This window comes from Cellulomonas sp. McL0606 (genome assembly GCF_058248365.1).
This window is the reverse complement of the sequence record NZ_CM177779.1, coordinates 3,500,582-3,524,429: the sequence shown is the minus strand read 5'-3', so window position 1 is coordinate 3,524,429 and position 23,848 is coordinate 3,500,582. Positions and strand designations below refer to the sequence as shown.

Sequence of the window (23,848 nt, the reverse complement as noted above, 5' to 3'; positions counted from 1 at the left end):
TGCTCGTCGTGGACGACGAGCCCGACGACTCGCCCTGCTCGTCCGGCACCTGCACAGGCTGGACTGCGAGGTGATCGCCCTGGCCACCGCCGAGGACGCGCTCGCCGACGAGGCGTCCCTCGACGTCGACGTCGCGTTCGTCGACCTGCGGTTGCCGGGGATGAGCGGCGCCGAGCTGGTCGCGGAGCTGCGCGTGCGACGACCGACGCTGGCGGTGGTCGTCACCTCCGTGCTCGACACCGAGGACTACCCCCTCGCCGAGGCGTGGCTGCCGAAGCCGTTCACGGGCGAGCGCGTGCACCAGGCGCTCGTCGCTGCGCTGGCCGCCGGATGAGCGAGCCCCCGGAGCCGCCGTGGGACGGCGTCGAGCGGCGCTTCCAGAAGGATCGCCGCCTGGGCACCGCCCGCGCCGGGACGGGCAGGAGATCTACCGACAGGGTGAACCAGACCCGCTGGACGGCGACCGTGCACCGCCTGCTCGGCCCCGACGCGTCCGTGGTCGAGCGGCAGCTGCCCGTCCTGGCCCTGTTCCTGGTCGCGCTCCTCCTGATGGCCTCGCCGTGGGTCGCGGTCCCGCACCCGGAATTCGTCGCGGCCGCGGGCCTCATCATGGTCGCGCAGGCGCTCGCCGCCCGGTTGCTGCCGTGGAGCCGGTGGCCCGAGGCCGCGCAGGACGTGCTGCCGATCGCTCAGATCATCGCCGTGGGGGTGCTGCGCGCGGGGACCGGCGGGACGGGCTCGTTGTTCACGACCATCGTGTTCCTGCCGGTGATCGCGCTGGCGTCCCAGCGGGGACGTCGGGTCGTGGTGATCGGCACGGTCGGGGTCGCGGCGGTGATCTTCGCGCCGGCGATCCTGGACTCGGCGCTCGGGGTCACGACAGACACGATCCTGCGCAGCATGTTCGTGTCGCTCGTCGCGTTCGTGATGGCCGTGACCGTGCACGAGACGACCGACCGCCTGCGCGCCCGCACGGCCGCCCTGGAGCGGCTGCAGAAGCAACAGGCGACGCTCCTCGAACGCGCCCGCAACGACGCCGTGGAGCTCGCGCGGGTGGCCGACGGACGCAGGGCCACCCTCGACCAGATGGTCTCGGTGATCGACTCCGCGACGGAGCAGGCGATCATCGCGACCGACGCGGAGGGCATGATCGAGCTCTTCAACCCCGGCGCCGAGCGGCTCCTGGGGTATGCCCGCAGCGAGGTCGTCGGGCGGGTGCGACTGACGGCCTTCCACGTCCAGGCGGAGCTCGACGCCCGCCGCCGGGAACCTTCGACGACACGGAGGGCGTCGACAACCCGCGCGTCATGTTCGACACGCTCGTCGCCGCCGCACTGGTGGGGCGGCCCGAGGTGCGCGACTGGACGTACGTCCGCCGGGACGGCTCCACGCTCACCGTGCAGCTCGCGGTGACCCGCCGCGAGGACGTCGGCGGGATGGTGAACGGCTGCGTCGTCGTCGCCACCGACGTCACCGCCGAGCGCGAGGCCGCGCGCCTGCAGGACGAGTTCGTGAGCCTGGTCAGCCACGAGCTGCGCACGCCGTTGACGTCGGTGCTGGGCTACCTCGAGCTGCTCACCGACGGCACGGACCCGCTGACCGACGAGCAGCGCGAGTACCTGGACGTCATCGACCGCAACGCCCGACGCCAGCTGCGGCTCGTCGGCGACCTGCTGCTCACCGCACAGGTGGACGCGGGACGGTTCTCCATCGGGCCGCAGCGCATCGACGTCGCCGAGGTCGCGCGCGCGTCCCTCAGCTCAGCCGCCCCGGTGGCGGAGAGCGCGCGAGTCTCGCTCGAGGCCGGGATCGAGCCGGCGCCCATCGACGCGGACCCGGTGCGGCTGGCGCAGGCCGTCGACAACCTCGTCTCGAACGCGATCAAGTTCACGCCGGCCGGCGGATCGGTCCGGGTCTCCGTCGCGCCCACCGATCTCGGTGCGCGGATCACGGTGGCCGACTCCGGGATCGGCATCCCGCCCGACGACCGAGTCGCTGACCACCCGGTTCTTCCGGGCGTCGACGGCCACCCGCCGGGCGATCCCGGGCGTCGGGCTGGGCCTGTCGATCACCAAGGCGGTCGTCGACGCCCACGGCGGCACGCTGTCGATCGCGAGCCTGGTGGGTGAGGGCACCACGTTCACGATCGACCTGCCGACCACGCCACCCGGATAGGCACCCCTCGGTAGTCGGACATTCGGGATGTATCAGACGGTCGTCCGAGTCCCCTTCTTGCCCGAGCGCCACGCGGCGCGGACACGAAGCTGCGCAGGTCCCCTGCGCCGGACACTCGAAGGACTGGACACGCATGACCATCCTCAGCTCACTGGTCGGCTCGGACTACCGTCCCGCCCCGGCCGCAGCACTCATGGCGCTCGCCGAGTCCGGCGTCCCCGTGCACCTGCCGGGTACAGACGACTACACCGCCCTGACCCGCACCAGCAACCTGGTCAAGGCGATCGCCCCCGCCGGCGTCGTCGCCGTGCGCGACGCGCAGGACGTCAGCCACGCGCTGCGGCTCGCCGCCACCGCCGGGGTGCGGGTCGCCGTCCAGGGCACGGGCCACGGCGCCACCGAGAGCATGCAGGACGCGATCCTGGTGAGCACCGCCGCGCTGGACGAGGTCACGGTGCACGCCGGGGAGCGCTGGGCCCGGATCGGTGCCGGCGTGAGGTGGCAGGCGGTGCTCGAGGCGTGCGCGCCGCACGGGCTCGCAGGCCTGGCGGGATCGTCGCCGGACGTCGGCGTGGTCGGCTACCTGACCGGTGGGGGCCTCGGGCCGGTCGCGCGGACGCACGGGCTGGCGTCGGACACGGTCCGCGCGTTCGACGTGGCCACGGGCGACGGCACGATCCGCCGGGCCAGCGCCACGCAGAACCCGGACCTCTTCTGGGGGCTGCGCGGGGGCAAGGGGACCCTCGGGATCGTGACGGCGGTCGAGATCGACCTGGTCGAGCAGCCGTCCCTGTACGCCGGTGCGCTCTGGTTCGACGCCGCGGCCGCGCCCGCGGTGATCCGCACGTGGAGCGTCTGGTCGTCGTTGCTGCCGGAGGCCGGGACGACGTCGTTCGCCGTGCTGCGCCTGCCGGACCTGCCGGTCTTCCCGGAGGTCGTGCGTGGCCGGACGTCGATCTCGGTGCGGTTCGCCTGGACGGGCGACCCGGTCGAGGGTGCCGAGATGGTCCAGGCGCTGCGCTCGGTCGCCGAGCCCGTGCTGGACACGGTGCGGGTCATGCCCTACGCCGAGCTGGGAGGCATCCACAGCGACCCGGTCGACCCGATGCCGCTGCACGAGCAGCACAGCCTGCTGTCGTCGTTCGGTCCGGAGACGGCCGACCGGCTGATCGAGCTGGCCGGCCCCGCAGCGGCGACGACTCTCGCCGTCGTCGAGGTCCGTCAGCTCGGTGGAAAGGTGCGCGACGACCGCGGGGTGCCCAGCGCGTTCGCCTTCCGGGACGCCGAGTTCTCGGTGTTCTCGCTCGGGGTGCTCGTCCCGGAGATCGCGCAGCGGGTGGTCAGCGACAGCGCCCACCTGCACAGCGGCCTCGCGCCCTGGGCCACCGACGGCGGTCTGCCGAACTTCACCGATACCGCGGGGCCGGTGTGGGCCGCGCGCGTGTTCCCGCCCGAGGTCGCCCGTCGGCTCCAGACGCTCTCGCTCGTGTACGACCCCGACGGTGTGCTGCTGGCTGCGCGCGGACTGCGGTCGTAGCGGGTCAGGGAGTGGGAGTCGGGGTCGGAGTGGGAGTCGGTGTGCCCGGCACGGAGAAGCTGCACACCGATCTGCTTCTCGTCGCTGAATCGCGAGGCGGTCGAGGCAAGAACGGGACCGACGAGAGCCGCCACGCCGAAGAGGACCACGACGACGAGCCGCAGGATCGAGCCGCGGTCGCGCGACAGGAAGGGCCGTGGCTCATTCGAGGAGGAGCTCATCCACCCTCCTGTCGCCGGCGCTCTCGACGGGGCGACCGTCGCCGGAGCGGCGGCGGTCGTGCACCGCGAGCAGCTCGAGGGTAGCGAGTGCGAGCAGCGGAGGCACAAGCATGATTGCGCGTCCGACGCTGGAGCCCGCCCAGTTCAGCACCCAGCCCCACCCGGGGTGGACCGCGAGGACGACACCGCGCACCCGTTCCACCGGCGTGGCGTTCACGTCGGGATAGGGATTCGCGTCGCCCTTGGTGATGACGTACGAGCGCAGCTTCGCCTTGCCGTCGGCGTCGAGCCGCGGGACCGAGCGACCGGTGGTCAGATCCGTGTCCGAGTCCGGGATCTTCTGCAGGGCCACGATCCGGTGTGTGACCAGCGCCTCGGAGCCGACCGGCCAGAACGAGATGACCTGGTTCACCTTGGCTCTGACTCGTCGGTGATCGCCCGCATCACGACGGCGTCGCCCGCATCGAACGTCGGGGACATCGATCCCGACGTCACCACCAGGAGTCGCTGGTCGTGCGCGTTGAACCAGAGCGGGACCGCGAGCGACACCGCGTAGGCGAGCCCGCAGACCACGACGACCGTCCACAGGACGACAGACAGGACCCGCCGCCACACCGGGAGGCGGCGGCGTCGGGTCGAACGGCCGGGGGCCCGAGGGGCCCGACGGTCGATCAGCGGAGCGCCGCGGCTCCCGCTCGTGGCGGACATGGTCAGGTCAGGGGTTGTTGATGGTCTGCTCGGCGTCGAAGACGAGGTTCAGGGTGACGGTCGTGTCCTGGTACTCGTTGCCCGCGCCGATCGGGAAGTCGACCCGGGCGCACAGGCTCTCGGTGTTGTTCCCGCCGGCGATCGTGCGGTCGCCGGCATCCGGTCCGACCGCCGAGCTGCCGACGAGCGCACCAGGGATGGTGGGCCAGTTGGTGACCGCGACGCCGCCGTTGTTGATGGTCGTCGCGGCGTCGGTGCCGGCCTGCGTGCAGCTGGCAGCCGGCACCGCGTACATGCGCAGCTGCAGGACGTCGCTCAGGTTGCCCGTGCCGGTACCGGCGCCCGCGACGCCGAAGTAGGAGATCGCGTAACGCATCTCGAGCGAGCCCGCGTTCGAGACGGTGAGCGGGACGAACGTGGACGAGCCCGGCGCCAGGTTCTGCGGCGTGAACGCGAACGGGACGGGGCCGCCGAGGACCAGGTCCACGGTGCCCGTGTGGATGTCGGCGGAGGTCGAGTCGTTGTCCGTGAACAGCGCCGACGTGGTCAGCGTCGTCGCGCCGATCGCGGCCAGCCCGACGATGACAACCGTGGTCCACAGGCGTCGCCGACGTGCTGCGTCCCGCGGTGCGGGGGCCGGGTTGATCATCTCGTGCAGCAGGTCGTCCATCATCAGTGCACCCTCCAGAGGGCTTTGAGCGAAACTCTCCCATCGGCACCCTGGCGCCGAACTTGAGTGCAATGCCGAATTATCACCCGATCGTGGGGTCGGGACGTGGTGGACGCGGCGGGCGGGCGTGTCGGACGGGAGCCGGCCGGTCGTCGTGACTGGCGACCGCGACCGCCCCGGCGCGACTGCTGCGACCGCGTCGCGGGCGCGGGACCGAGCTGACCAGGGGCAGCTCCGCTGCAGGCACGGCCTGCGAGTACAGGAAGCCCTGCGCCTGGTCGACGCCGAGGCGCAGCAGGATCGCCGCGGTGCCGGCATCCTCGACGCCCTCGGCCACGACCTGCAGGTCGAACGAGTGGGCCAGGTCGACCATGGCCTGCACGAGCGTGTCGGACCCCTCGCGGCCCCCCGACCCGAGGTCCGAGACGAAGAGCCGGTCGATCTTGAGCTCGTCGACGGGCAGGTCGCGCAGCTGCGAGATCGACGTGTTGCCGATGCCGAAGTCGTCGATGGCCACCCGGACTCCCAACGCGCTGAGCCGTTCGAGCACCGGGACCACCCGGGACGGGTCGGAGACGAGCGCGGTCTCGGTGATCTCGACCTCGAGCAGGTCGGCAGGCACGCCGTGCTCGTCGAGCAGCTGCTCGATGAGGTCGACGACGGCCGAGGTGGTCACGTCGTGCGCGGACAGGTTCACCGCCACGGGCGTGGCGCGCCCCTCGGCGCGCCAGGCGGCGAGCTGGGTGATGCACTCGATCAGCACGTACCGCGTCACGTCGTGGATGAGGCCCGACTGCTCGGCGAGCGGGATGAAGACCGTCGGGGGCAGCAGGCCGCGCGTCGGGTGGACCCAGCGCATGAGCGCCTCGAGCCCGATCGTGCGGCCGGTCGCCAGCTCGATCTTGGGCTGGTAGTGCATCCGCAGCTCGCGCGGCTCGCCCTCGGCAGGGGTGAGCGCCCGGTGCAGGTCGCCGAGCAGGACCAGACGGGCCGGCGACGAGTCGTCCTCGTCGGAGGAGTAGACGGACACTCCCGTGCGACGGTGCTTGGCCGCGTACATCGCGACGTCCGCGGTGCGCATCAGCGACGACGGGTCGTCGGCGTGGTCCGGCAGGCAGGCGACGCCGACGGACGTGTCCACGTGCAGCGGCAAGCGCCCAGCATGAACGGGGGCACGAAGAGGCCGCGCACCCGGCGGGCCAGTCGTTCGGCGTTCGCCACGGAGCGGACGTCCGGCAGGAGGATCGCGAACTCGTCGCCACCCAGGCGCGCCACGATGTCGTCGTCCCGCAACGCACCGCGCAGCCGCTCGGCCACCTGCTCGAGCAGCTCGTCGCCGCGGTCGTGGCCCAAGGAGTCGTTGATGTCCTTGAACCGGTCGATGTCCAGGAGCATCAGCCCGACCCGGCTGCCGGTCTCCTGCGCCTCGGTGATCGTGCGCCGCATCCGCTCGGCCAGCATGCGGCGGTTGGGCAGGCCGGTCAGCGAGTCCAGCAACGCGAGCCGCGCGTTCTCCAGGGCGGTGGTCTGGAGCCGTCGCGACGTGGTGAAGACCGTGCGGAAGAGCAGGATCCAGAGCAGGAGCAGGCCCAGTGCCACGACGATCGAGACCGTCCGCACCGCTTCCGCCAACGCGGTGCTGGAGGCCGTGTGGTCGAGCATGATCTCGGCCGCACCGACGATCTCCCCGCTCGGAGGCATCGGCGACAGGGTCGACTCCCGTGTCCGGGTCTCGGAGACCTTCACCGGCACGTACACGTCGAGGACCTGGCGCTGCGTGTTCTCCTCCGCTTTCAGGCTGGCGCCGCGCACGTCGGTGATGATCCGCGCGTCCGACTGGCCGGTCGACATCACGCGGTCGAGGCGGTCGCCGGCGGGGAAGGCCGTCGTGGTGTGGGTGGCCGAGCTGTACATCAGCGAGCCGTCCTGCGCCCAGAGCCGCAGCTCGATCAGGTGGTCGGAGAAGCCGGCGATCGCGACCCGGACCGCCGCGGCCTGGTCCGGGGTCAGGACGTCGGGGAGCACGAAGGCATCGGTGGGCACCGTCGCCGTGGCGTAGGTCTGGACGTCCTCCGCCGCGACGATCCCGTCGTTGACGGCCTGGTTGCTCATCACCGACCACGTCACCCACACCAGGGCGACGCCGAGCACGGCCATGGCCACGATGCTGACGACCGCGAAGTAGCGTGTCAGCGACCAGCGGCGGCGAGTGGCTCCGGGCACAGGCGTCCTCCATCGGCGAGCGCCGGATCGGCATCCGCTTTGCCGAGAGTATGCGGAACAGCGGGAAGAAACACGACACGCCTGGTCACGGCGTCGCCCGGGCGCGTCGGGAACGTCGGTGGACGGCGCGATGTTGCACAGGACGCAACTGATCCTGGGAGGAGTCCGATGACGTACGAGGTGACCAAGACCGACGAGCAGTGGGCCCTGGAGCTCGAGCCCAAGGAGTTCGCCGTCCTGCGCAAGGCGGGGACCGAGCGGGCGTGGACCGGGGCACTGCTGGACGAGAAGCGGGAGGGCGTCTACCGGTGTCGCGCCTGCGACAACGAGCTGTTCCGCTCCGACACGAAGTTCGACTCGCACTGCGGCTGGCCCAGCTTCTTCTCGCCCCTGGCGGGCGACCGGGTGGAGCTGATCTCCGACCGAACGCTGGGCATGGTGCGCACCGAGGTGCGCTGCGCGAAGTGCGGCTCGCACCTCGGGCACGTGTTCGACGACGCGCCGCAGACGCCCACGGGCGACCGGTTCTGCATGAACTCCGTGAGTCTGACGTTCGAGCCGAGCGCATAGTCGACGTGTCCGATCGCGTGCGTACACGGACGGGTCAGGTCGCGGCGCGTCGCTGCGACACCCCGTCCGTGGGGCGTCCGGATGGTCGACATTGCTGAAGTCCGGCACCTGGGGTGCCGATAATGCAGTCGTGGAAGATGTCCTGACCGTGCGGAGGTGGCGGCGCTACGGCGCTGACCGTCTCTTCGTCACGCAGGAGACCGGCCGCAGGGTCGGATCGGTCGACCTGCAGTCCGGTGAGGTCGTGGCCGACGACCCGATCCTCGAGCTCGGTCTGCGCCGCGCTGCGCAGGCCTACCTGCGCGCCGACGTCACCGAGCTCGCACTTCCCGTGGCCACCCCCGGCATCGGTGCGCTCGACGCCGCCGACGACGCTGCGCTGCAGGCCTGGTTGGGTGGCGACGACTGGGACACGATCGATCTGGCCGGCGTCCGCGCCGGCCGCGGCAGCACGGTGAGAACGCGGCTCGAGCGCCTCACCGACGAGGGCTGGCAGGTCATCCACGACGTGCCGCTCGGTCGGCAGGGCACGCTCGTCGAGCACCTGCTGATCGGACCCGGTGGGGTCTTCACGGTGGCCGAGCGTCGGCACCCAGGGCTCAAGATCGTCGTCGACGGTCGAAGCCTGGAGGTCGACGGCCGATCCGTGGCCTACCTGCGCGACGCCAAGCTCGAGGCCGCGCGGGTCCGCGGTCTGCTCCTCACCGCGGGTTGTGCCGACGTCAACGTCCGCGGCGTGGTCGTCGTGCACGGCGATCTGGAGGTCCGGCCCAGCGCCGTGCAGTGCGAGACGGTCGTGATGTCGCGACAGGACGTGCAGGCCGCGTTCCGCAGGATGCCCGAGCGGCTCGACATCCACCGCGTCGCCGCGATCGCCCATGTCGCCCGGCAGCGCGCGACCTGGTCCCGCTAGCCACCGTCTCACGGCTCGGACTGGGTGCTGGCACCCAGCCGACCCTGCTGAACTGGTAAGACATCTCGTTCTTACCCGGTGGCGCCGGGCTCTTTTCTCCGCAGGGTCCGCAAGGATGGGCCCGTGGTCGACGAACAGTTCCGGCAGCTCGAGCGCGAGATGGGCCTCCTCCTGCGCCGGGCCCAGGCGTCGTCGGCGACGATCTCCAAGCTGGTGCACCCGGACCTCGAGCCGGCCGCGTACGCGTTGCTCGCGATGATCCTGGCGACGCCCGGCGTGCGGGCCAGCGACCTCGCCGCCAACATCGGCGTCGGCCGCGGCACCATGTCCCGACAGCTCGCGCGGCTCGGCGAGCTTGGCCTGGTGTCCCGGAGACCCGATCCCGACGACTACCGCGGTCAGCTGCTCGATCTCACGGACGAGGGTCGGCAGCGATTCGAGACCGCCCAGGCGGCTCGTCGCGTCTTCTTCCGCACGGCGCTGGCCGGCTGGACCGACGACGACATCGGCTCGTTCGCCGCCCAGATCGCCCGCCTCAACGCCGACCTCGCCGCCGCCCGCGAGGCCAAGGGCTGACAGAGCGCTGAGGACGGGAACGGCGCGGGGAGAGAGAGGAACCCCCGCGCCGCTCACCGTCCGTCCCGACGGCGGATCACACCCTCGTCAGGCGGGCGCGGCCGTGCCACGTCGGGAGCGGTCGACCTTCACACCCTCCATGTCCTCGAAGCTCGATGCCCTTGGTCTCGGGCACCTTCCACAAGGTGAACAGGAACGAGAGGGCGGCGAATATCGCATAGATCAGGTAGGGGAGCGAGGCGCCGAACTTGTCCAGCAGCGGCGGGAACGTGATGGTGATGGCGAAGTTGGCTATCCATTGCGCGGCTGCGGCCACCCCCAGTGCGGCGGCGCGGATGCGGTTGGGGAACATCTCGCCCAGGAGCACCCAGACGAGCGGTCCCCAGGTGGCGCCGAAGAAGACGACGAACAGGTTGGCGGCGATCAGCGCCGTGATCCCCCACGCGTGCGGGAGGTCGGTCTGCGTCATCATCTGACCGGCGTGGTCCGGGTCGGGGACTTTGGTGTAGGTCGCCTGGGTGAACGCGAGGGCCATCAGCCCGAGGGTGGTCGCCATGCCGATCGAGCCGGTCAGGAGGAGCGGCCGACGGCCCACCTTGTCGATCAGCGCGATCGCGATGAACGTGACGAGCACGTTGGTGACCGAGGTGATCGTCGAGTAGAGGAACGAGTCGCTCTCGCCGAACCCGACGGCCTGCCACAGCGTGGTCGAGTAGTAGAAGATCACGTTGATCCCGACGAACTGCTGGAACACGGACAGCAGGATGCCGATCCACACCACGGGCAGCAGACCGAACCGGTTGCCGCGCAGGCTGGACTGGGACTCGAGCTTCTTGTCGGTCTCGATCGTCTTCTCGATCTGGGCCACGTGCGACTCGACGTCGGCCCCCTCGCCGAGCGTCGTCGTGAGCACGTCCTTGGCCTGATCACGCTTGCCGGTGGCGATCAGGTAGCGGGGGGACTCGGGGATGCGCAGCGCGAGGTAGCCGTAGACGGCCGCGGGGATGACGGCGACGATGAACATCCAGCGCCAGGCCTCGAGGCCGAGCCAGAGGGTTTCGGAGGCGCCACCCGCTGCCGTCTGCAGCAGCTGGTCGGACAGCAGGGCGGCGAAGATGCCGAGCGTGATCGCCAGCTGCTGGAGCGAGCCGAGCCGGCCGCGCATGGCCGCGGGTGCGATCTCGGCGATGTAGGCGGGCGCGATGACCGACGCGATACCGATGCCCACGCCGGCGAGGATGCGCCACACCACCAGGTCCCAGACGCCGAACGCGAGCCCCGACAGGACCGAGGAGACGAAGAACAGCACCGCGCCGACGAACATCACGCGCGTGCGTCCGAACCTGTCGGCGAGCCTGCCGCCCAGCCAGGCGCCGAACGCGCAGCCCAGCAGCGCGACGGCGACCACGAAGCCGGTCAGCGTCGAGCCGAGGTCGAACTGGCCCTGGATGGCATCGACGGCGCCGTTGATGACCGAGCTGTCGAACCCGAACAGGAACCCGCCGACCGCGGCGGCGATGGCCAGACCGATGGCCTTGTTCTTGTACGGGTTCTCCTGAGTCTGCGCCCCGCCGGGCGGTGTCGTTGCGTGCGACATGTCCCTGACCTCCCTGTCGCCGGGTGGAGCCCACCCTGGATCTCCACCACCTTGGACCCGGTGCGGCCCGTGCGCATGTCGTCGCGCGACGCGACGCGTGGTGCTCCGCCGGCGCCGACGTGCTGGCCGCGCGCGCTGACGCGGTGCAAGATCGAGCGATGGATGCGACCCCTGGCCCCCGGCGTCCCCGCCGGCCCGCGATGCTCGACCCGGCCGCCGCCGACGAGCTCCCCGGCGGGTACGACCCCGCGGTACGCAACGATGCCGCGCACACGACGGCCGCCGCGCTGGTCCATCACGGCCGAGCGAACGCCGATCCTGAGGTGGTCGCGCGGCTGGTGTCGCTGGTGGAGACCGAGGGGCTCGACGTCGTCGCCGGGCTCTGGTCCGACAGCCCGGCCGACACGCTGCCCGGGGCCCTGTGGCGGCTCTACGTGCTGCGCGAGTGGGTGCGGCGCGATCCCGAGACGATCGCCGACCGCTACCGGCTGGGCGTCGCCGCGGCGCCGGTGCACGATGCCGTGGCGGGAGTGGCGGAGACACCGGGCCCGGACGACGTCCGCGCCGTCGCCGACGCGGTCCTGTCCGGCGTCTACGCGGGTGATCTCGCCGTCGCGCTCGAGCGGGCGGCGGCCTTCTGCCAGGTGCTGGCCACGGGCGCGGCGTTCGACGCGGACCACCTGGACGAGGTCGACCCGACCGGTGCGGTCCGCCTGACGCGCGGGGCGGCGTCACTGGTCAGGACGGCCGAGGAGCTCGGGCGGGCCGCGCAGCTGTGGCGTGCGGACAGGTTGGAGTAGGGCGGCCGTTTTCGCCCGCATCGCCCGGGTCTGCGCCTGCCGATTCCGCTGTCCGCTGACGTGACAGCCGTGGGCGGCGCGCGGTGCTGGACTAGAATGGGACCGACGTCGGGTCGCGGTAGCCCCGGGCTCCATCTCAAGCCGCTTCGAGCGGCCCCGCGCCGAGAGGCGCTCCGCGGCCCGGCGTCGCTGCGCCCGGCCCGTCGAGGCCGCCCGGTCGGGTGAACCGCGGACGTTACCGGCCTGTCACCATGGGTCCATGCGTGCGTCGCGGCGTGTTAGGCAATCCCCCGGCCGTGACCTAGCCTGATCCCCGTCCTTCTCCCCCCTTGACGGAGCCTGCTGTGCGCCTGCGCCTCACCCCGCGCGACACCTCGTTCTTCGATCTCTTCACCGTGCAGGCGGTGCACCTCGTCACGGGTGCCAACCTGCTGGGCGAGATGCTCGGAGCGGACCGGGCTGCGCGCAAGGAGATCGGCAAGCGCCTCGCCGACGCCGAGCACGAGGCCGACGACGCCACGCACATGATCATGCGGCGGCTCAACTCGACCTTCGTCACCCCGTTCGACCGCGACGACATCTACATGCTCGCCTCGAGCCTCGACGACTGCATGGACTTCATGGAGGAAGCGGCCGACCTGATCGTCCTCTACAAGGTCGACGACCTGCCCGCCCGCGTCTCCGACCAGGTCCAGGTGCTGCAGCGTGCCGCCGAGCTGACGGCCGAGGCCATGCCCCGGCTGCGCTCGATGGACTCGCTGGCCGAGTACTGGGTCGAGGTCAACCGCCTCGAGAACCAGGCCGACAAGATCCACCGCAAGCTGCTGGCGCAGATGTTCGACGAGATCACCGACCCGATCCTGCTGATGAAGCTCAAGGAGATCGTCGAGCGTCTCGAGGACGCCGCCGACGCGTTCGAGAAGGTGGCGAACACCGTCGAGACCATCGCGCTCAAGGAGTCCTGAAGCTCGGTGGAAATCGCGCTCGTCATCATCGTCGTGGTGTTTGCGCTCGGCTTCGACTACACCAACGGCTTCCACGACGCCGCGAACGCGATCGCCACCTCGGTCTCCACCCGCGCGCTGACCCCACGGGTCGCGCTGCTGATGGCGGCGTTCTTCAACTTGCTCGGCGCGCTGCTCGGCACCAACGTGGCGACGACGATCGCCGAAGACATCATCAGCATCGACGATGTGAGCTCGCAGGAGGGCTTGATCATCGTGCTCTCCGCCCTCGTCGGTGCGATCACGTGGAACCTCATCACCTGGCGCCTGGGCCTGCCGTCCTCGTCGACGCACGCGATCATCGGCGCCCTGACCGGCGTGGGCATCGCAGCGAGCGTGACGGTGCACTGGAGCCAGATCTGGGACAAGGTCGTCCTGCCGATGGTGTTCTCGCCCGTGATCGGGTTCCTCGGTGCGTTCGCGCTGATGGTCGGCGTGCTGTGGCTCGTGCGGCACCGCGCCCCCGCCCGCACGCAACGGCGGTTCCGGCTCGCGCAGACCGCGTCCGCGGCCGCGATGGCCCTCGGGCACGGCCTGCAGGACGCGCAGAAGACCATGGGCATCATCGTCCTGGCGCTCGTCGCCGGCGGGTTCCACACCGGCACCGACATCCCGCTGTGGGTCAAGCTGTCCGCGGCCACGGCGATCTCGCTGGGGACCTACTCGGGCGGGTCGCGCATCATGCGCACGCTCGGACGCAAGATCATCGAGCTCGACCCGGCCCGGGGGTTCGTCGCCGAGTCGGTGGCGTCGCTGGTCCTGTACGGCAGCGCGTACTGGTTCCACGCACCGGTCTCGACGACGCACACGATCACGTCCGCGATCATGGGTGTCGGCGCCACCAAGCGGGCCTCCGCGGTCCGCTGGGGCGTCGCGAAGAACATCGCCTACGCGTGGGTGCTGACCATTCCCGCGGCGGCCCTCGTCGCGGCGGTCGTGTACTGGATCCTGAACCCGCTGCTCAGCCGCTAGGCCTCGTGCGGCCGGTGGGTCTCCGTCGCGACGACCCGGGGACCCTTGGGGGTCTGCGCGACGTGCGCGACCAGCACCTGGGCCGGGTGCAGGAACGGGTCCTCGTTCGGCAGCGAGTCCGCGATCTGACGGCTGGCGTGCTGCGCGAGCACGTCCACGACGGTCGGCAGCACCGGCCGGTGCGTGCACACGACCACGTCCGCCTGCGACTCCAGCAGGCCCAGCACCTCGGCAGCGACCTTCGCCGGCGACGACTTGTGCTCGGTCTCGGTGAGGATCGCGGACACCTCGGGGACCACCTGCGCCGCCGTGACGTAGGGCGCCACCGTGCTCACGCACCGGGCCCACGCGCTGGTCACCACACGGCCGACGCCGAACGTGGACAGGATCGGCGTCAGCCGGGTCGCCTGCCGCAGTCCCTCGGGGGTGAGCGGTCGATCGAGCTCGCTGCCCTTCCAGTCCGCGCGGCGCCGTGCGGTCCCGTGCCGGGCGACCACCAGCGCGCGCGTGTCCAGCCGGTCCTTGGCGTAGGCCTCGACCAGGTCGTCGAGCGGCTCCTGGTCGTCGGGGCGCGTCAGCCGCTTGAAGGCGACGTCGGCGTCGAACCAGCGCAGCTGGTCGATCTCCTTGGGCGAGACCGGCGGGGCGGGTGGGCGCGCGCGCAGCGCGGCCGCGTCCGGTCGACCCGCCACCTGCGCGGCCCAGTAGTGCACCCGTTTGCGCCGGCCGTCCGAGAGGCCGTACTCCAGGCCGGGCAGCGGGATCCCGAGGACGACGTCGTGACCGGTCTCCTCGGCAACCTCACGCGTCGCGGCGTCGAGGATGCTCTCGCCGAGGTCGACCTTGCCCTTGGGCCACGACCAGTCGCCGTACCGCGGTCGGTGCACCAGGGCGACCTGGAGCTTGCCCAGGCGGACCCGCCAGACGAGTGCGCCGGCCGCCTCGACGATCGCCGGCGTCTGCACCTGGGACTGCGCCACGCTCACCGGCCCGTGCCGGGCCGGCGCCGCTGCCGGTTGATCAGGGTGGCCTGCAGGTCGACGAGAGGGCCGTCGAGTCCGACGTGATGACGTTCCCAGCTGCCGTCGGACTCGAGGTGCCACGACGCCGTGCCGTCGTCGGTCGACTCGTCGAGCAGCTCGATGAGCTTCTCCGACCTGGTCGGGGTCTGCGATCCGGACGAGGGCCTCGACGCGGCGGTCCAGGTTGCGGTGCATCAGGTCCGCCGAGCCGATGTAGACCTCGGGCCCCTCGAACGTGGCGTCCTCGGGCTTGAGCGAGGACGCGAACGCGAAGATGCGCGAGTGCTCGAGGAAGCGCCCCAGGATCGAGCGGACCCGGACCGTCTCCGACAGGCCCGGCACGCCGGGGCGCAGGGCGCAGATGCCGCGGATGACCAGGTCGACCGGGACGCCCGCCTGCGAGGCGCGGTAGAGGGCGTCGATGGTGGCCTCGTCGACCATCGAGTTCACCTTGATCTTGATCCACGCCGGCTGGCCCGCCCGGGCGGCGGCCGTCTCCCGGTCGATGCGCTCGATCAGGCCGTTGCGGACGGACCGGGGTGCCACGAGCAGCCGGTGGAACCGCGACTTCGGCGCATACCCCGACAGCTGGTTGAACAGCCGCGTGAGGTCCTGTCCGACCTCCGGGTCGCTGGTGAGCAGACCCAGGTCCGTGTAGAGGCGCGCGGTCTTGGGGTTGTAGTTGCCCGTCCCGATGTGGCAGTAGCGACGCAGGCCGTCGGACTCCTGCCGGACGACCAGGGAGAAGCTTGCAGTGCGTCTTGAGGCCGACGATGCCGTAGACGACGTGGACGCCCGCCTGCTCGAGCTTGCGCGCCCAGGAGATGTTGTTCTGCTCGTCGAAGCGCGCCTTGATCTCGACCAGGGCGAGGACCTGCTTGCCCGCCTCGGCCGCATCGATCAGGGCGTCGACGATCGGGCTGTCACCCGAGGTGCGGTAGAGCGTCTGCTTGATGGCGAGCACCTGGGGGTCGGCGGCCGCCTGCTGCAGGAACTGCTGCACGCTCGTCGAGAACGAGTCGTACGGGTGGTGCAGGAGGATGTCGCGCTCGCGGATCTTGGCGAACATGTCGGCCGGTGTCGCGCTCTCGACCTCGGCCAGCTGGCGCGGGGTGGACGCGACGAACCGCGGGAACTGCAGCGAGGCACGGTCGAGGTCGGCCACGAGGTGCAGGCCGGTGTGGTCGAGCGGGGCGGGGAGCCGTACACCTCCTCCTCGTCGACGCCGAGCTCGCGGATCAGCAGGCTGCGGATGCGCGGGCTGATGCCGTCGGCGATCTCGAGACGGACGGGCGGCCCGAAGCGGCGCCGCAGGAGCCCTTCTCCATGGCCTTGAGCAGGTTCTCGGCGTCGTCCTCCTCGACCTCGACGTCCTCGTTGCGGGTGACCCGGAACGTGTGGTGCTCCTGGACCTCCATGCCCGGGAACAGCTGCTCGAGGTGCTCGGAGATGACGTCCTCGACCGGCACGAACGACATGGGTCCGCGCTCGAGCGACGCGGCCTGGACGTCCGGCGCGCTCGGCCGGCCGGACGCGTCGACCGCGATGAACCGGGGGAGCAGCGGCGGGACCTTCACGCGCGCGAAGTGCTCCTTGCCGGTGCTCGGGTTCGAGACGACGACGGCCAGGTTGAGCGACAGCCCCGAGATGTACGGGAACGGGTGGGCGGGGTCCACCGCCAGCGGCGTCAGGACCGGGAAGATCTGCCGGCGGAAGAACTTGCGCAGGCGGTCCTGCTCGGACTCGCCCAGCTCGTCCCAGCGCACGAGCGTGATGCCCTCTTTCGCCAGCGCGGGCTGCACCTGCTCCGAGAACACCGCCGCGTGCCGGGTCATCAGGCGGTGCGCCTCTTCGCTGATGGCCTCCAGGACCTGGCGCGGGGAACCCCCAGACGCGGCCGTGACCGCGATGCCGGTGGCGATGCGGCGCTTCAGCCCGGCCACCCGCACCATGAAGAACTCGTCGAGGTTCGAGGCGAAGATCGCCAGGAACCGCACCCGCTCCAGCAGGGGAAGCTCGGGGTCCTCGGCCAGCTCGAGCACACGCTGGTTGAACGCCAGCCAGGACAGCTCGCGGTCCAGGAACCGGTCGTCCGGCAAAGGCTCGAGCGACCTCGACGTCCTCGATCTCCAGCGCCTGCGCCGGGCGGACGTGCTCGGCGATGTGGGCCGCCAGGTCGGGGTCGAGGGCGGTGAGGTCCGTCATGCGCCCATGGTGGCATCCCTCGGTGAACTCTTGGTATCCGGGCCGAACATCACGTCCGCACCCGCGCGGACGAACCCCGCGCGTTCGTAGGTGTGCACGGCGACGGTGTTCTCCGCGCCCGTGTAGAGGATCGCCGCGGTCAGCCCCTGCGCCGTCAGGTGGTCCAGACCCAGGGCCGTGAGGGCGCGCCCCAGGCCCAGGCCCTGGGCGTCCGGGTCGACGCCCACGACGTAGATCTCGCCGACGCGCTCGCTTCCGTGCTCGCCCGCCGGGTGCACCTTCGTCCACACCGACCCGAGCAGCTGCCCGTCGCGCTCTGCGAGCAGGAACCCGGCCGGGTCGAACCAGTCCTCCGACTCGCGCGCCCGCAGGTCCGCCGAGGTCATCCGGCCCTGCTCCGGGTGGTGCGCGAACGCGCGCGAGTTGACGCGGCGCCACGCGTCCTCGTCGGCACCCGGCACGAAGGGGCGGACCCCGACGCCGGCCGGGAGGGGCGCGTCCTGCGCGGACCGCTCGACGAGGTCGACGCGCATCTGCAGCAGCTCGCGCACCACGACCATCCCCGCCGCGTCGGCGAACGCACGGGCGGCCGGCAGGTCACCGTGCGCCCAGACCCGCAGCTCACGCTCGTCCACCACGCCCGCCTCGGCCCGGGCCCGCCGCAGCAGTGCCGAGCCGACGCCGCTGCGCCGCAGGGCCGGGTCGACCACCAGCTCCGCCTTGACGGTGGTCTGCGACCCCACGTCGAGCTGCGCGTACCCGACGAGCAGGCCGTCGACGACCGCCCGCAGGTGGATGGCGGGCGCCTCCGGCTCGGTGAGCCAGAGCAGCGGCTGCTCGGACAGCGGGGCGACGCCGTCGACACTCGCGGTGCGCTGCGCGAGGGCCCGGACTTCGTCGGCGACGGACGCGGTCAACGGTCCGGCCGTCGCGGTGAGGAGGGCGTCTGTGGCGACCATGGGCCCATCCCACCACGGCCGCGTTCCGGACGGTCGTCCAGCACTACCACGCGTTCCGGTGAACGGCCGAACCTCCCTGCGGCCGTCACCCTCCCAGCGGGTAGGTTGGGCGGGCCATGGACCCGTCGCAGAGCCCCCCGCAGACCCGCCGGTCGCGGCGCGCCCGGACTCCGTCGGGACCGGTCGACGTCACCGTCATCGTGATCGGCGCCGGTCAGGCCGGCCTGTCCGCCGCATACCACTTGCGCAAGAACGGGCTGGTCGCCGTGGGGGAGGCGGGGTGGTCGACCGCCGACGAGACCTTCGTCGTCCTGGACGACGCACCGCAGGCGGGCGGGGCGTGGCAGCACCGCTGGCCGGGTCTGACCATGGCCGATGCGCACGGCATCCACGACCTGCCCGGCATGCCGCTGGTCGCGCCGGACCCCGACGAACCGGCGGCCTTCGCCGTGCCCTACTACTTCGCGCAGTACGAGGAGGCGTTCGACCTGCGGGTGCAGCGCCCCGTGCAGGTGTCGCAGGTGGCCCCCCTCGACGACGGGTCGCTCCTGGTGCGCAGCCACAGCGTCACGCGTCCCGACGAGGTCGTCGAGTGGCGCGCCCGCGGGCTGATCAACGCCTCGGGCACCTGGACCAAGCCGTTCTGGCCGACCTACCCCGGGCGCGCGTCGTTCGTCGGTCGCCAGCTGCACGCCCACGACTTCCGGCTCCCCGAGGACCTGTCCGACGGGCACGTGGTCGTGGTCGGCGGGGGCACGTCCGCCGTCCAGCTGACCCTGGCGGTCTCCCGCGTCACGACGACCACCTGGGTCACGCGTCGCCCGCCCGCCTGGCGCGACGTCCGGTTCACGCCCGAGCTTCGGTCGCGACGCGGTCGCCGAGGTGGACGCCCGCACCCGCGCCGGCCTGCCGCCGTCGAGCATCGTGTCGGTCACCGGTCTGCCGCTGACGCCCGAGTACCGGCTCGGCATCACGGCGGGGATCCTGGCCGCGCGGCCGATGTTCTCCCGGATCACGCCGACCGGGGTCGAGTGGTCCTCGACCGACCCCGTCCCGGACGGCTGGACCGGCGGGCCGGCGTTCGTCGAGGCGCGCACGCTGCTGTGGTGCACCGGCTTCCGCGCATCCCTGGACCACCTCGCGCCCCTGCACCTGCGTGCGCCCGGGGGTGGGATCGTCATGGACGGGACGCAGGTGGTCGCCAACCCTCGCGTCCAGCTCGTCGGCTACGGCCCGAGCGCGTCGACGATCGGCGCCAACCGGGCCGGCCGCGAGGCGGTCCACAACCTGCGCACCCTCTGGTCCCGCTGAGCAGCAGCCGCCGGCGCCGCGGGCCACCCCCGAGATCGTGAGTCGCCGACGCTCGTCGGCTGCAGCCCACGACCTCGTCGCGAGATCACGATGTCGGAACCGGTCAGGGGGTCGGCGGGGGCATGTGGGCCGACGCGAACACCAGACCGTGCGGGAGGGCCGCGCGCGCCATGTTCCAGGTGTGCGACTGACCCGCCGCCGTGAAGACGACCGCCGGTTGGCCCCGCGCGCGCAGGTTCCGGGCGATGAGCGGTCCGTCGTGCGCCGGCTGACCGTGACCGATGCCGGCCAGTGCGACGAAGAGCGCCACCTCGTGCGGCAGCGGGATCGTCCGCGAGTACACCGTGGCGTCGTGCCGGTCCCGCTCGGCCTTCGTCGCCAGCATCGCGCGGCCCCCGGAACCGGGGTCGCCGTCGGGGTCGAACGCCGTGATCACGGCGAACTGGTGGGGTGGCTGCAGGCCGAGGTCGAGCGCGCAGAAGCCGCCGGAGGAGAAGCCGCCGATCGTGCGGTGCTGCCAGTCGGCGTCCGTACGGTAGGTGGCGTCGACCCAGGGGACCACGGTCCGTGAGACGTAGGTGGACACCTGTGAGCCGCCGGTGGTCGAGTCCAGGCACTCGGTGTCCCGCGCGCTCGGGCCGGTGCCGTTGACGTCCATGCCGACGACGATCATCGGCTGGACCAGCCGGTGCGCGAGCAGGATGTCCATGGTGTGCGGGACGGCCCCGGCCGCGAACCAGTCGCCTCCCGCGCCCGGGCTGCCGTGCACGAGGTAGACGACGGGATACCGGGTGCTCCGGGAGGCGTCGTAGCCCGGCGGCGTGTAGATCCAGGTCAGCGAGCCGCCCGGCATGCGGTCGGTGGAGGGCGCTGGGATGTGTACGGAGTCGACGGAACCCTGGCCGGCACCACCGGTCCGCTCGTGCGCGTGCCCGTGCTTCATGCTGTGCACGTCGCCGATGCCCCACCCGGCCAGGGTCACCCGGGCCGCCGCGACGTCCGGCACGTACCCGACGTAGGAGTTGACCGCGACGCCGAGCCCGAGCAGGAGCGCCAACGGGGCGCAGATCCACAGCGGCCAGGTGCGGCGGTGCCGACGCCGCCGGCGCGCCGCCCAGACGATCGTCAGAGCGACCAGGACGCCGACGACCGCGACCGTCCACCACGAGCTGATCCAGTCGCCTCCGCTGCCCAGCTCACGCAGCACGGCCCCCGGAAGGTGCACGCCGGGGGCGTCGTCGGCGTGGAGCACGGGCCAAGCCTCGCACCTGCACGGTGCCTTGGGCACACTGCACCCATGACCGATCTCCGGGCTCCGACGTGATCTGGGCGATCCTCGCCGCAGTCGTCTCGTCGGCCGCCTATGGCGTGAGCACGATCATGCAAGCGGTGGCCACGCGCAAGGCCGCCGGCCTCGCAGTGGTGACGCAGCCGCTCGTGATCGCGGCGTTCGCCGTCGACGGGCTCGCCTGGGCACTGTCGCTGGTCGCCCTGAACCAGCTGCCGCTGTTCGTCGTCCAGTCCATCATCGCGGCGTCGCTGGTCGTGGTCGTCGTGCTCGCCCGGTACGTCCTGGGCACGCGGATGCGTCCGGTCGACCGGGTCGCAGTGCTGGTCGTCGTCGCGGCGCTCGTGCTCGTCTCGCTGTCCGGCGGGGAGGAGCCCGCGGCGCCCGCGCCTGACGGGTTCGCCGCGATCATGATCGTGGCGTCGACCGTTCTGGTCCTGCTCATGGTGGCGTGCTACCGGTCGGGGCCGCCGATCGTGCTCGCGGTGATCGGGGGGCTCGGGTACTCCGGCGCCGCGATCGCCGCGCGAGCGGCCACCGTGTCCGACGGGATCGTCGCGACGATCTTCCAGCCGCTGGCCATCGCCATAGTCCTGTCCGCCGTGGCCGGAGCGCTGGCCTACCTGCGGGCGCTCGAGCGCGGTTCGGTGGGCACCGCGGCCGCCGTCGTCTCGGTGCTCGAGGTCGTGGTGCCCGGGGTCGTCGGCATCTGGGTGCTGGGCGACCGGGTGCGCGACGGCTGGGACGCGGTCGCCGCCGTCGGCGTCGTGATGGCCCTGGCCGGGTGCGTGGCGCTCGCCCTGAGCCCCGCGAACGCCTCAGCGGAGGCGTCCGCGGAGGCCCGGGAGGTCAGCCCTCCTGTTCGGGAGGCGGACTGATCCCGCGCGCTGCGCTCCAGATCAGTCCTCCTGTCTGAGAGTCGGACCGGTCCTGCGCTGCGCTGCAGGCGGGTGCGCTGGCGCGCCCCCACCTTCCGCTGCGCTCCGGATCAGTCCTCCTGCTTCGCGCCCGGCGCTGCCAGCCCCTGCGCGATGAGGTCCATGACGGAGGAGTCGGCCAGCGTCGTGGCGTCGCCCACCTGACGGTGCTCGGCGACGTCCCGCAGCAGCCGACGCATGATCTTGCCGGACCTGGTCTTGGGCAGCTCGGCGACGACGAGGATCTGGCGCGGCTTGGCGATCGGGCCGATGGCCTTGGCGACGTGGTTGCGCAGCTCGGTCTGGACGGCGTCCGCGCTCTGGTCCTTGCCCTCGGCGTCGCCACGCAGGATGACGAACGCGACGACCGCCTGGCCGGTGGTCTCGTCGTTGGCGCCGACGACGGCCGCCTCGGCGACCCACGGGTGGCTGACCAGGGCCGACTCGATCTCCGTGGTGCTCAGGCGGTGGCCCGACACGTTCATCACGTCGTCCACGCGTCCGAGCAGCCAGATGTCGCCGTCGTCGTCCTTCTTGGCTCCGTCGCCCGCGAAGTACAGGTTCTGGAACCGCGACCAGTACGTGTCCTTGTATCGCTCGGGGTCGCCCCAGATGCCGCGCAGCATGGACGGCCACGGCTCGGAGATGACGAGGTAGCCGCCGGCGCCGTCGGGCACCGGGTGCGCCTCGTCGTCGACGACGTCCGCCGCGATGCCCGGCAGGGCGACCTGGGCCGATCCCGGCTTGGTCTCGGTGACGCCCGGCAGCGGGCTGATCATGATGGCGCCGGTCTCGGTCTGCCACCACGTGTCGACGATGGGTGCGCTGTCGCCGCCGATCACGCGCCGGTACCAGATCCACGCCTCCGGGTTGATCGGCTCGCCCACCGACCCGAGCACGCGCAGGCTCGACAGGTCGAACTGGTTCGGGATCTCCTCGCCCCACTTCATGCATGTACGGATGGCCGTGGGGGCGGTGTACAGGATGGTGACCTTGTACTTCTGGATGATCTCCCACCAGCGGCCGCGGTGGGGGGTGTCGGGCGTCCCCTCGTAGATGACCTGGGTGGCGCCGTTGATCAGGGGGCCGTAGACCACGTACGTGTGGCCGGTGATCCAGCCGACGTCGGCCGTGCACCAGTAGACGTCGGTCTCCGGCTTGAGGTCGAAGACGTTGCGGTGCGTGTACGCGGCCTGCGTCAGGTAGCCGCCCGTGGTGTGGAAGATGCCCTTCGGCTTCCCGGTGGTGCCCGAGGTGTAGAGGATGAACAGCGGGTGCTCGGCCTCGACCGCGACAGGTGTGTGCTGGTCGGATGCGGTGTCGACGACGTCCGACCACCAGACGTCCTTGTCGGTCCACGCGACGTCCTGGCCCGTGCGCTTGACGACGACGACGTGCTCGACCGATGGCGTGCCCTTGGCGATCGCCTCGTCCACCGCGGGCTTCAGCGCGCTCGCGGCGCCGCGGCGGTAGCCCCCGTCCGCCGTGACCACGAGCTTCGCCTCGGCGTCGTTGATGCGGCTGCTCAGCGCCTCGGCGGAGAACCCGCCGAACACCACCGAGTGCGGCGCGCCGATGCGGGCGCACGCGAGCATGGTGACGACGGCCTCCGGGATCAGGGGCAGGTAGATGGCGACCCGGTCGCCGGTGCCGATCCCGAGCGCGGTGAACGCGTTCGCGGCCTTGGAGACCTCGCGCTGCAGGTCCGCATAGGTGATCGTGCGGGTGTCGCCGCCCTCGCCCTCGAAGTGCAGCGCGACCCGGTCGCCGTTGCCCGCCTCGACGTGCCGGTCGACCGCGTTGTAGGCAGCGTTGAGCGTCCCGTCGGCGAACCAGCGCGCGAACGGCGCGTCGGACCAGTCGAGGACCTCCTCGAACGGCTTCTCCCAGCTGATCAGCTCGCGTGCCTGGTCCGCCCAGAAGGTGGGCCGGTCGGCGTTGGCCCACGCGTACAGGTCCCTCTGGGCGTTGGCCTGGGCGGCGAACTCGGCGGTCGGCGGGAAGCGCCGATCCTCGGTGAGCAGGTTCTCGAGGCCGGGCTCGTGCGGGGTCTCGGGCTGGTTCTCGGGGCGGTTCCCGGGCTCGGTCACGGTCACGTGGACGACCTCCTGTGCAGCTACGTCGGTGCAGGTGGACCGGGGTCCGGCGGAAACTCTAGCCGGACCCCGCACCACCCGCCG

21 protein-coding genes and 3 pseudogenes are annotated in these 23,848 nt (G+C 71.7%); 13 read left to right on the top strand and 11 right to left on the bottom strand.

Features of this window, described 5'->3' with window-relative positions:
- Positions 1-70: 70 nt before the first annotated feature.
- The 5 genes and pseudogenes from AC38ZX_RS17895 to AC38ZX_RS17875 all read left to right on the top strand — a co-directional run bounded on the left by AC38ZX_RS17895 (position 71) and on the right by AC38ZX_RS17875 (position 3,712).
- Complete coding sequence (locus AC38ZX_RS17895) at positions 71-334, top strand: response regulator (protein WP_491295374.1); 264 nt, start codon at positions 71-73, stop codon at positions 332-334.
- On the top strand, positions 331-1,413 hold the full coding sequence (locus AC38ZX_RS17890) for a PAS domain S-box protein (RefSeq protein WP_491295373.1): 1,083 nt from the start codon (positions 331-333) through the stop codon (positions 1,411-1,413). The genes AC38ZX_RS17895 and AC38ZX_RS17890 overlap by 4 nt, the downstream gene beginning before the upstream one ends.
- Positions 1,308-1,931 (top strand): annotated as a pseudogene (locus tag AC38ZX_RS17885) (sensor histidine kinase); the annotation flags it as partial. The gene AC38ZX_RS17890 and the pseudogene AC38ZX_RS17885, both read left to right, overlap by 106 nt.
- A gap of 7 nt (positions 1,932-1,938) precedes the next feature.
- Entirely contained in the window at positions 1,939-2,175 is a 237-nt protein-coding gene (locus AC38ZX_RS17880; RefSeq protein ID WP_491295372.1) for an ATP-binding protein, read from the top strand.
- Between the two features lie 133 nt (positions 2,176-2,308).
- A complete protein-coding gene (locus AC38ZX_RS17875; protein WP_491295371.1) occupies positions 2,309-3,712 on the top strand; it encodes an FAD-binding oxidoreductase in 1,404 nt (467 codons plus the stop codon).
- A 201-nt stretch (positions 3,713-3,913) separates the two neighbouring features.
- Here the strand turns inward: AC38ZX_RS17875 and AC38ZX_RS17870 are convergent, their stop codons facing one another.
- From AC38ZX_RS17870 to AC38ZX_RS17850, 5 genes are all read right to left on the bottom strand, one after another.
- A complete protein-coding gene (locus AC38ZX_RS17870) occupies positions 3,914-4,345 on the bottom strand; it encodes a S24/S26 family peptidase (protein ID WP_491295370.1) in 432 nt (143 codons plus the stop codon).
- On the bottom strand, positions 4,342-4,641 hold the full coding sequence (locus AC38ZX_RS17865) for a hypothetical protein (protein WP_491295369.1): 300 nt from the start codon (positions 4,639-4,641) through the stop codon (positions 4,342-4,344). Before AC38ZX_RS17865 ends, AC38ZX_RS17870 begins: the two co-directional genes overlap by 4 nt.
- Before the next feature lie 7 nt (positions 4,642-4,648).
- Entirely contained in the window at positions 4,649-5,314 is a 666-nt protein-coding gene (locus AC38ZX_RS17860) for a hypothetical protein (protein WP_426593157.1), read from the bottom strand.
- Between the two features lie 79 nt (positions 5,315-5,393).
- The gene (locus AC38ZX_RS17855) at positions 5,394-6,464 is read right to left on the bottom strand and encodes a putative bifunctional diguanylate cyclase/phosphodiesterase (protein ID WP_491295368.1); all 1,071 of its coding nucleotides are present in this window, start codon (positions 6,462-6,464) and stop codon (positions 5,394-5,396) included.
- Positions 6,392-6,757: a diguanylate cyclase domain-containing protein gene (locus AC38ZX_RS17850; protein WP_491297476.1), complete on the bottom strand. Its 366-nt coding sequence runs from the start codon at positions 6,755-6,757 to the stop codon at positions 6,392-6,394. The genes AC38ZX_RS17855 and AC38ZX_RS17850 overlap by 73 nt, the downstream gene beginning before the upstream one ends.
- Before the next feature lie 945 nt (positions 6,758-7,702).
- On the opposite strand from AC38ZX_RS17850, the gene msrB reads away from it, so the two are divergent.
- The 3 genes from msrB to AC38ZX_RS17835 all read left to right on the top strand — a co-directional run bounded on the left by msrB (position 7,703) and on the right by AC38ZX_RS17835 (position 9,593).
- Complete coding sequence (gene msrB / locus AC38ZX_RS17845; protein ID WP_426593155.1) at positions 7,703-8,104, top strand: peptide-methionine (R)-S-oxide reductase MsrB; 402 nt, start codon at positions 7,703-7,705, stop codon at positions 8,102-8,104.
- 91 nt (positions 8,105-8,195) lie between these two features.
- Positions 8,196-9,017 carry a nuclease-related domain-containing protein gene (locus AC38ZX_RS17840; RefSeq protein WP_491295367.1) on the top strand — a complete coding sequence of 274 codons (822 nt, stop codon included), beginning with the start codon at positions 8,196-8,198 and terminating at the stop codon, positions 9,015-9,017.
- Between the two features lie 123 nt (positions 9,018-9,140).
- Entirely contained in the window at positions 9,141-9,593 is a 453-nt protein-coding gene (locus tag AC38ZX_RS17835) for a MarR family winged helix-turn-helix transcriptional regulator (RefSeq protein ID WP_426593153.1), read from the top strand.
- A 76-nt stretch (positions 9,594-9,669) separates the two neighbouring features.
- On the opposite strand, the gene AC38ZX_RS17830 is transcribed toward AC38ZX_RS17835, so the two are convergent.
- Positions 9,670-11,190, bottom strand: coding sequence for a sugar porter family MFS transporter (locus AC38ZX_RS17830; protein ID WP_491295366.1), 1,521 nt, complete (start codon positions 11,188-11,190; stop codon positions 9,670-9,672).
- Between the two features lie 200 nt (positions 11,191-11,390).
- Here AC38ZX_RS17830 and AC38ZX_RS17825 point away from each other — a divergent pair, with 200 nt between their 5' ends.
- From AC38ZX_RS17825 to AC38ZX_RS17815, 3 genes are all read left to right on the top strand, one after another.
- Positions 11,391-11,990 carry a hypothetical protein gene (locus AC38ZX_RS17825; protein ID WP_426595998.1) on the top strand — a complete coding sequence of 200 codons (600 nt, stop codon included), beginning with the start codon at positions 11,391-11,393 and terminating at the stop codon, positions 11,988-11,990.
- A 344-nt stretch (positions 11,991-12,334) separates the two neighbouring features.
- Positions 12,335-12,955, top strand: coding sequence for a DUF47 domain-containing protein (locus AC38ZX_RS17820; protein WP_426593151.1), 621 nt, complete (start codon positions 12,335-12,337; stop codon positions 12,953-12,955).
- A gap of 6 nt (positions 12,956-12,961) precedes the next feature.
- A complete protein-coding gene (locus tag AC38ZX_RS17815) occupies positions 12,962-13,966 on the top strand; it encodes an inorganic phosphate transporter (protein ID WP_426593150.1) in 1,005 nt (334 codons plus the stop codon).
- Here the strand turns inward: AC38ZX_RS17815 and AC38ZX_RS17810 are convergent.
- The 3 genes and pseudogenes from AC38ZX_RS17810 to mshD all read right to left on the bottom strand — a co-directional run.
- A pseudogene (locus tag AC38ZX_RS17810) lies at positions 13,963-14,841 on the bottom strand (NUDIX hydrolase); the annotation flags it as partial. The gene AC38ZX_RS17815 and the pseudogene AC38ZX_RS17810 overlap by 4 nt on opposite strands.
- A gap of 107 nt (positions 14,842-14,948) precedes the next feature.
- Positions 14,949-17,087 (bottom strand): annotated as a pseudogene (locus AC38ZX_RS17805) (RNA degradosome polyphosphate kinase); the annotation flags it as partial.
- A gap of 102 nt (positions 17,088-17,189) precedes the next feature.
- Positions 17,190-18,152 (bottom strand): mycothiol synthase, encoded by a 963-nt coding sequence (mshD, locus tag AC38ZX_RS17800; protein WP_491295365.1) that lies wholly within the window; start codon positions 18,150-18,152, stop codon positions 17,190-17,192.
- A gap of 116 nt (positions 18,153-18,268) precedes the next feature.
- On the opposite strand from mshD, the gene AC38ZX_RS17795 reads away from it, so the two are divergent.
- Entirely contained in the window at positions 18,269-19,504 is a 1,236-nt protein-coding gene (locus AC38ZX_RS17795) for an NAD(P)-binding domain-containing protein (protein WP_491295364.1), read from the top strand.
- A 62-nt stretch (positions 19,505-19,566) separates the two neighbouring features.
- Here AC38ZX_RS17795 and AC38ZX_RS17790 read toward each other — a convergent pair whose 3' ends face one another.
- Positions 19,567-20,715, bottom strand: coding sequence for an alpha/beta hydrolase (locus AC38ZX_RS17790; RefSeq protein WP_426593145.1), 1,149 nt, complete (start codon positions 20,713-20,715; stop codon positions 19,567-19,569).
- 68 nt (positions 20,716-20,783) lie between these two features.
- On the opposite strand from AC38ZX_RS17790, the gene AC38ZX_RS17785 reads away from it, so the two are divergent.
- The gene (locus AC38ZX_RS17785) at positions 20,784-21,629 is read left to right on the top strand and encodes a hypothetical protein (RefSeq protein ID WP_426593144.1); all 846 of its coding nucleotides are present in this window, start codon (positions 20,784-20,786) and stop codon (positions 21,627-21,629) included.
- Positions 21,630-21,739: 110 nt separating this feature from the next.
- Here AC38ZX_RS17785 and acs read toward each other — a convergent pair whose 3' ends face one another.
- Positions 21,740-23,758: an acetate--CoA ligase gene (gene acs, locus AC38ZX_RS17780; protein WP_491297473.1), complete on the bottom strand. Its 2,019-nt coding sequence runs from the start codon at positions 23,756-23,758 to the stop codon at positions 21,740-21,742.
- Positions 23,759-23,848 lie beyond the last annotated feature (90 nt).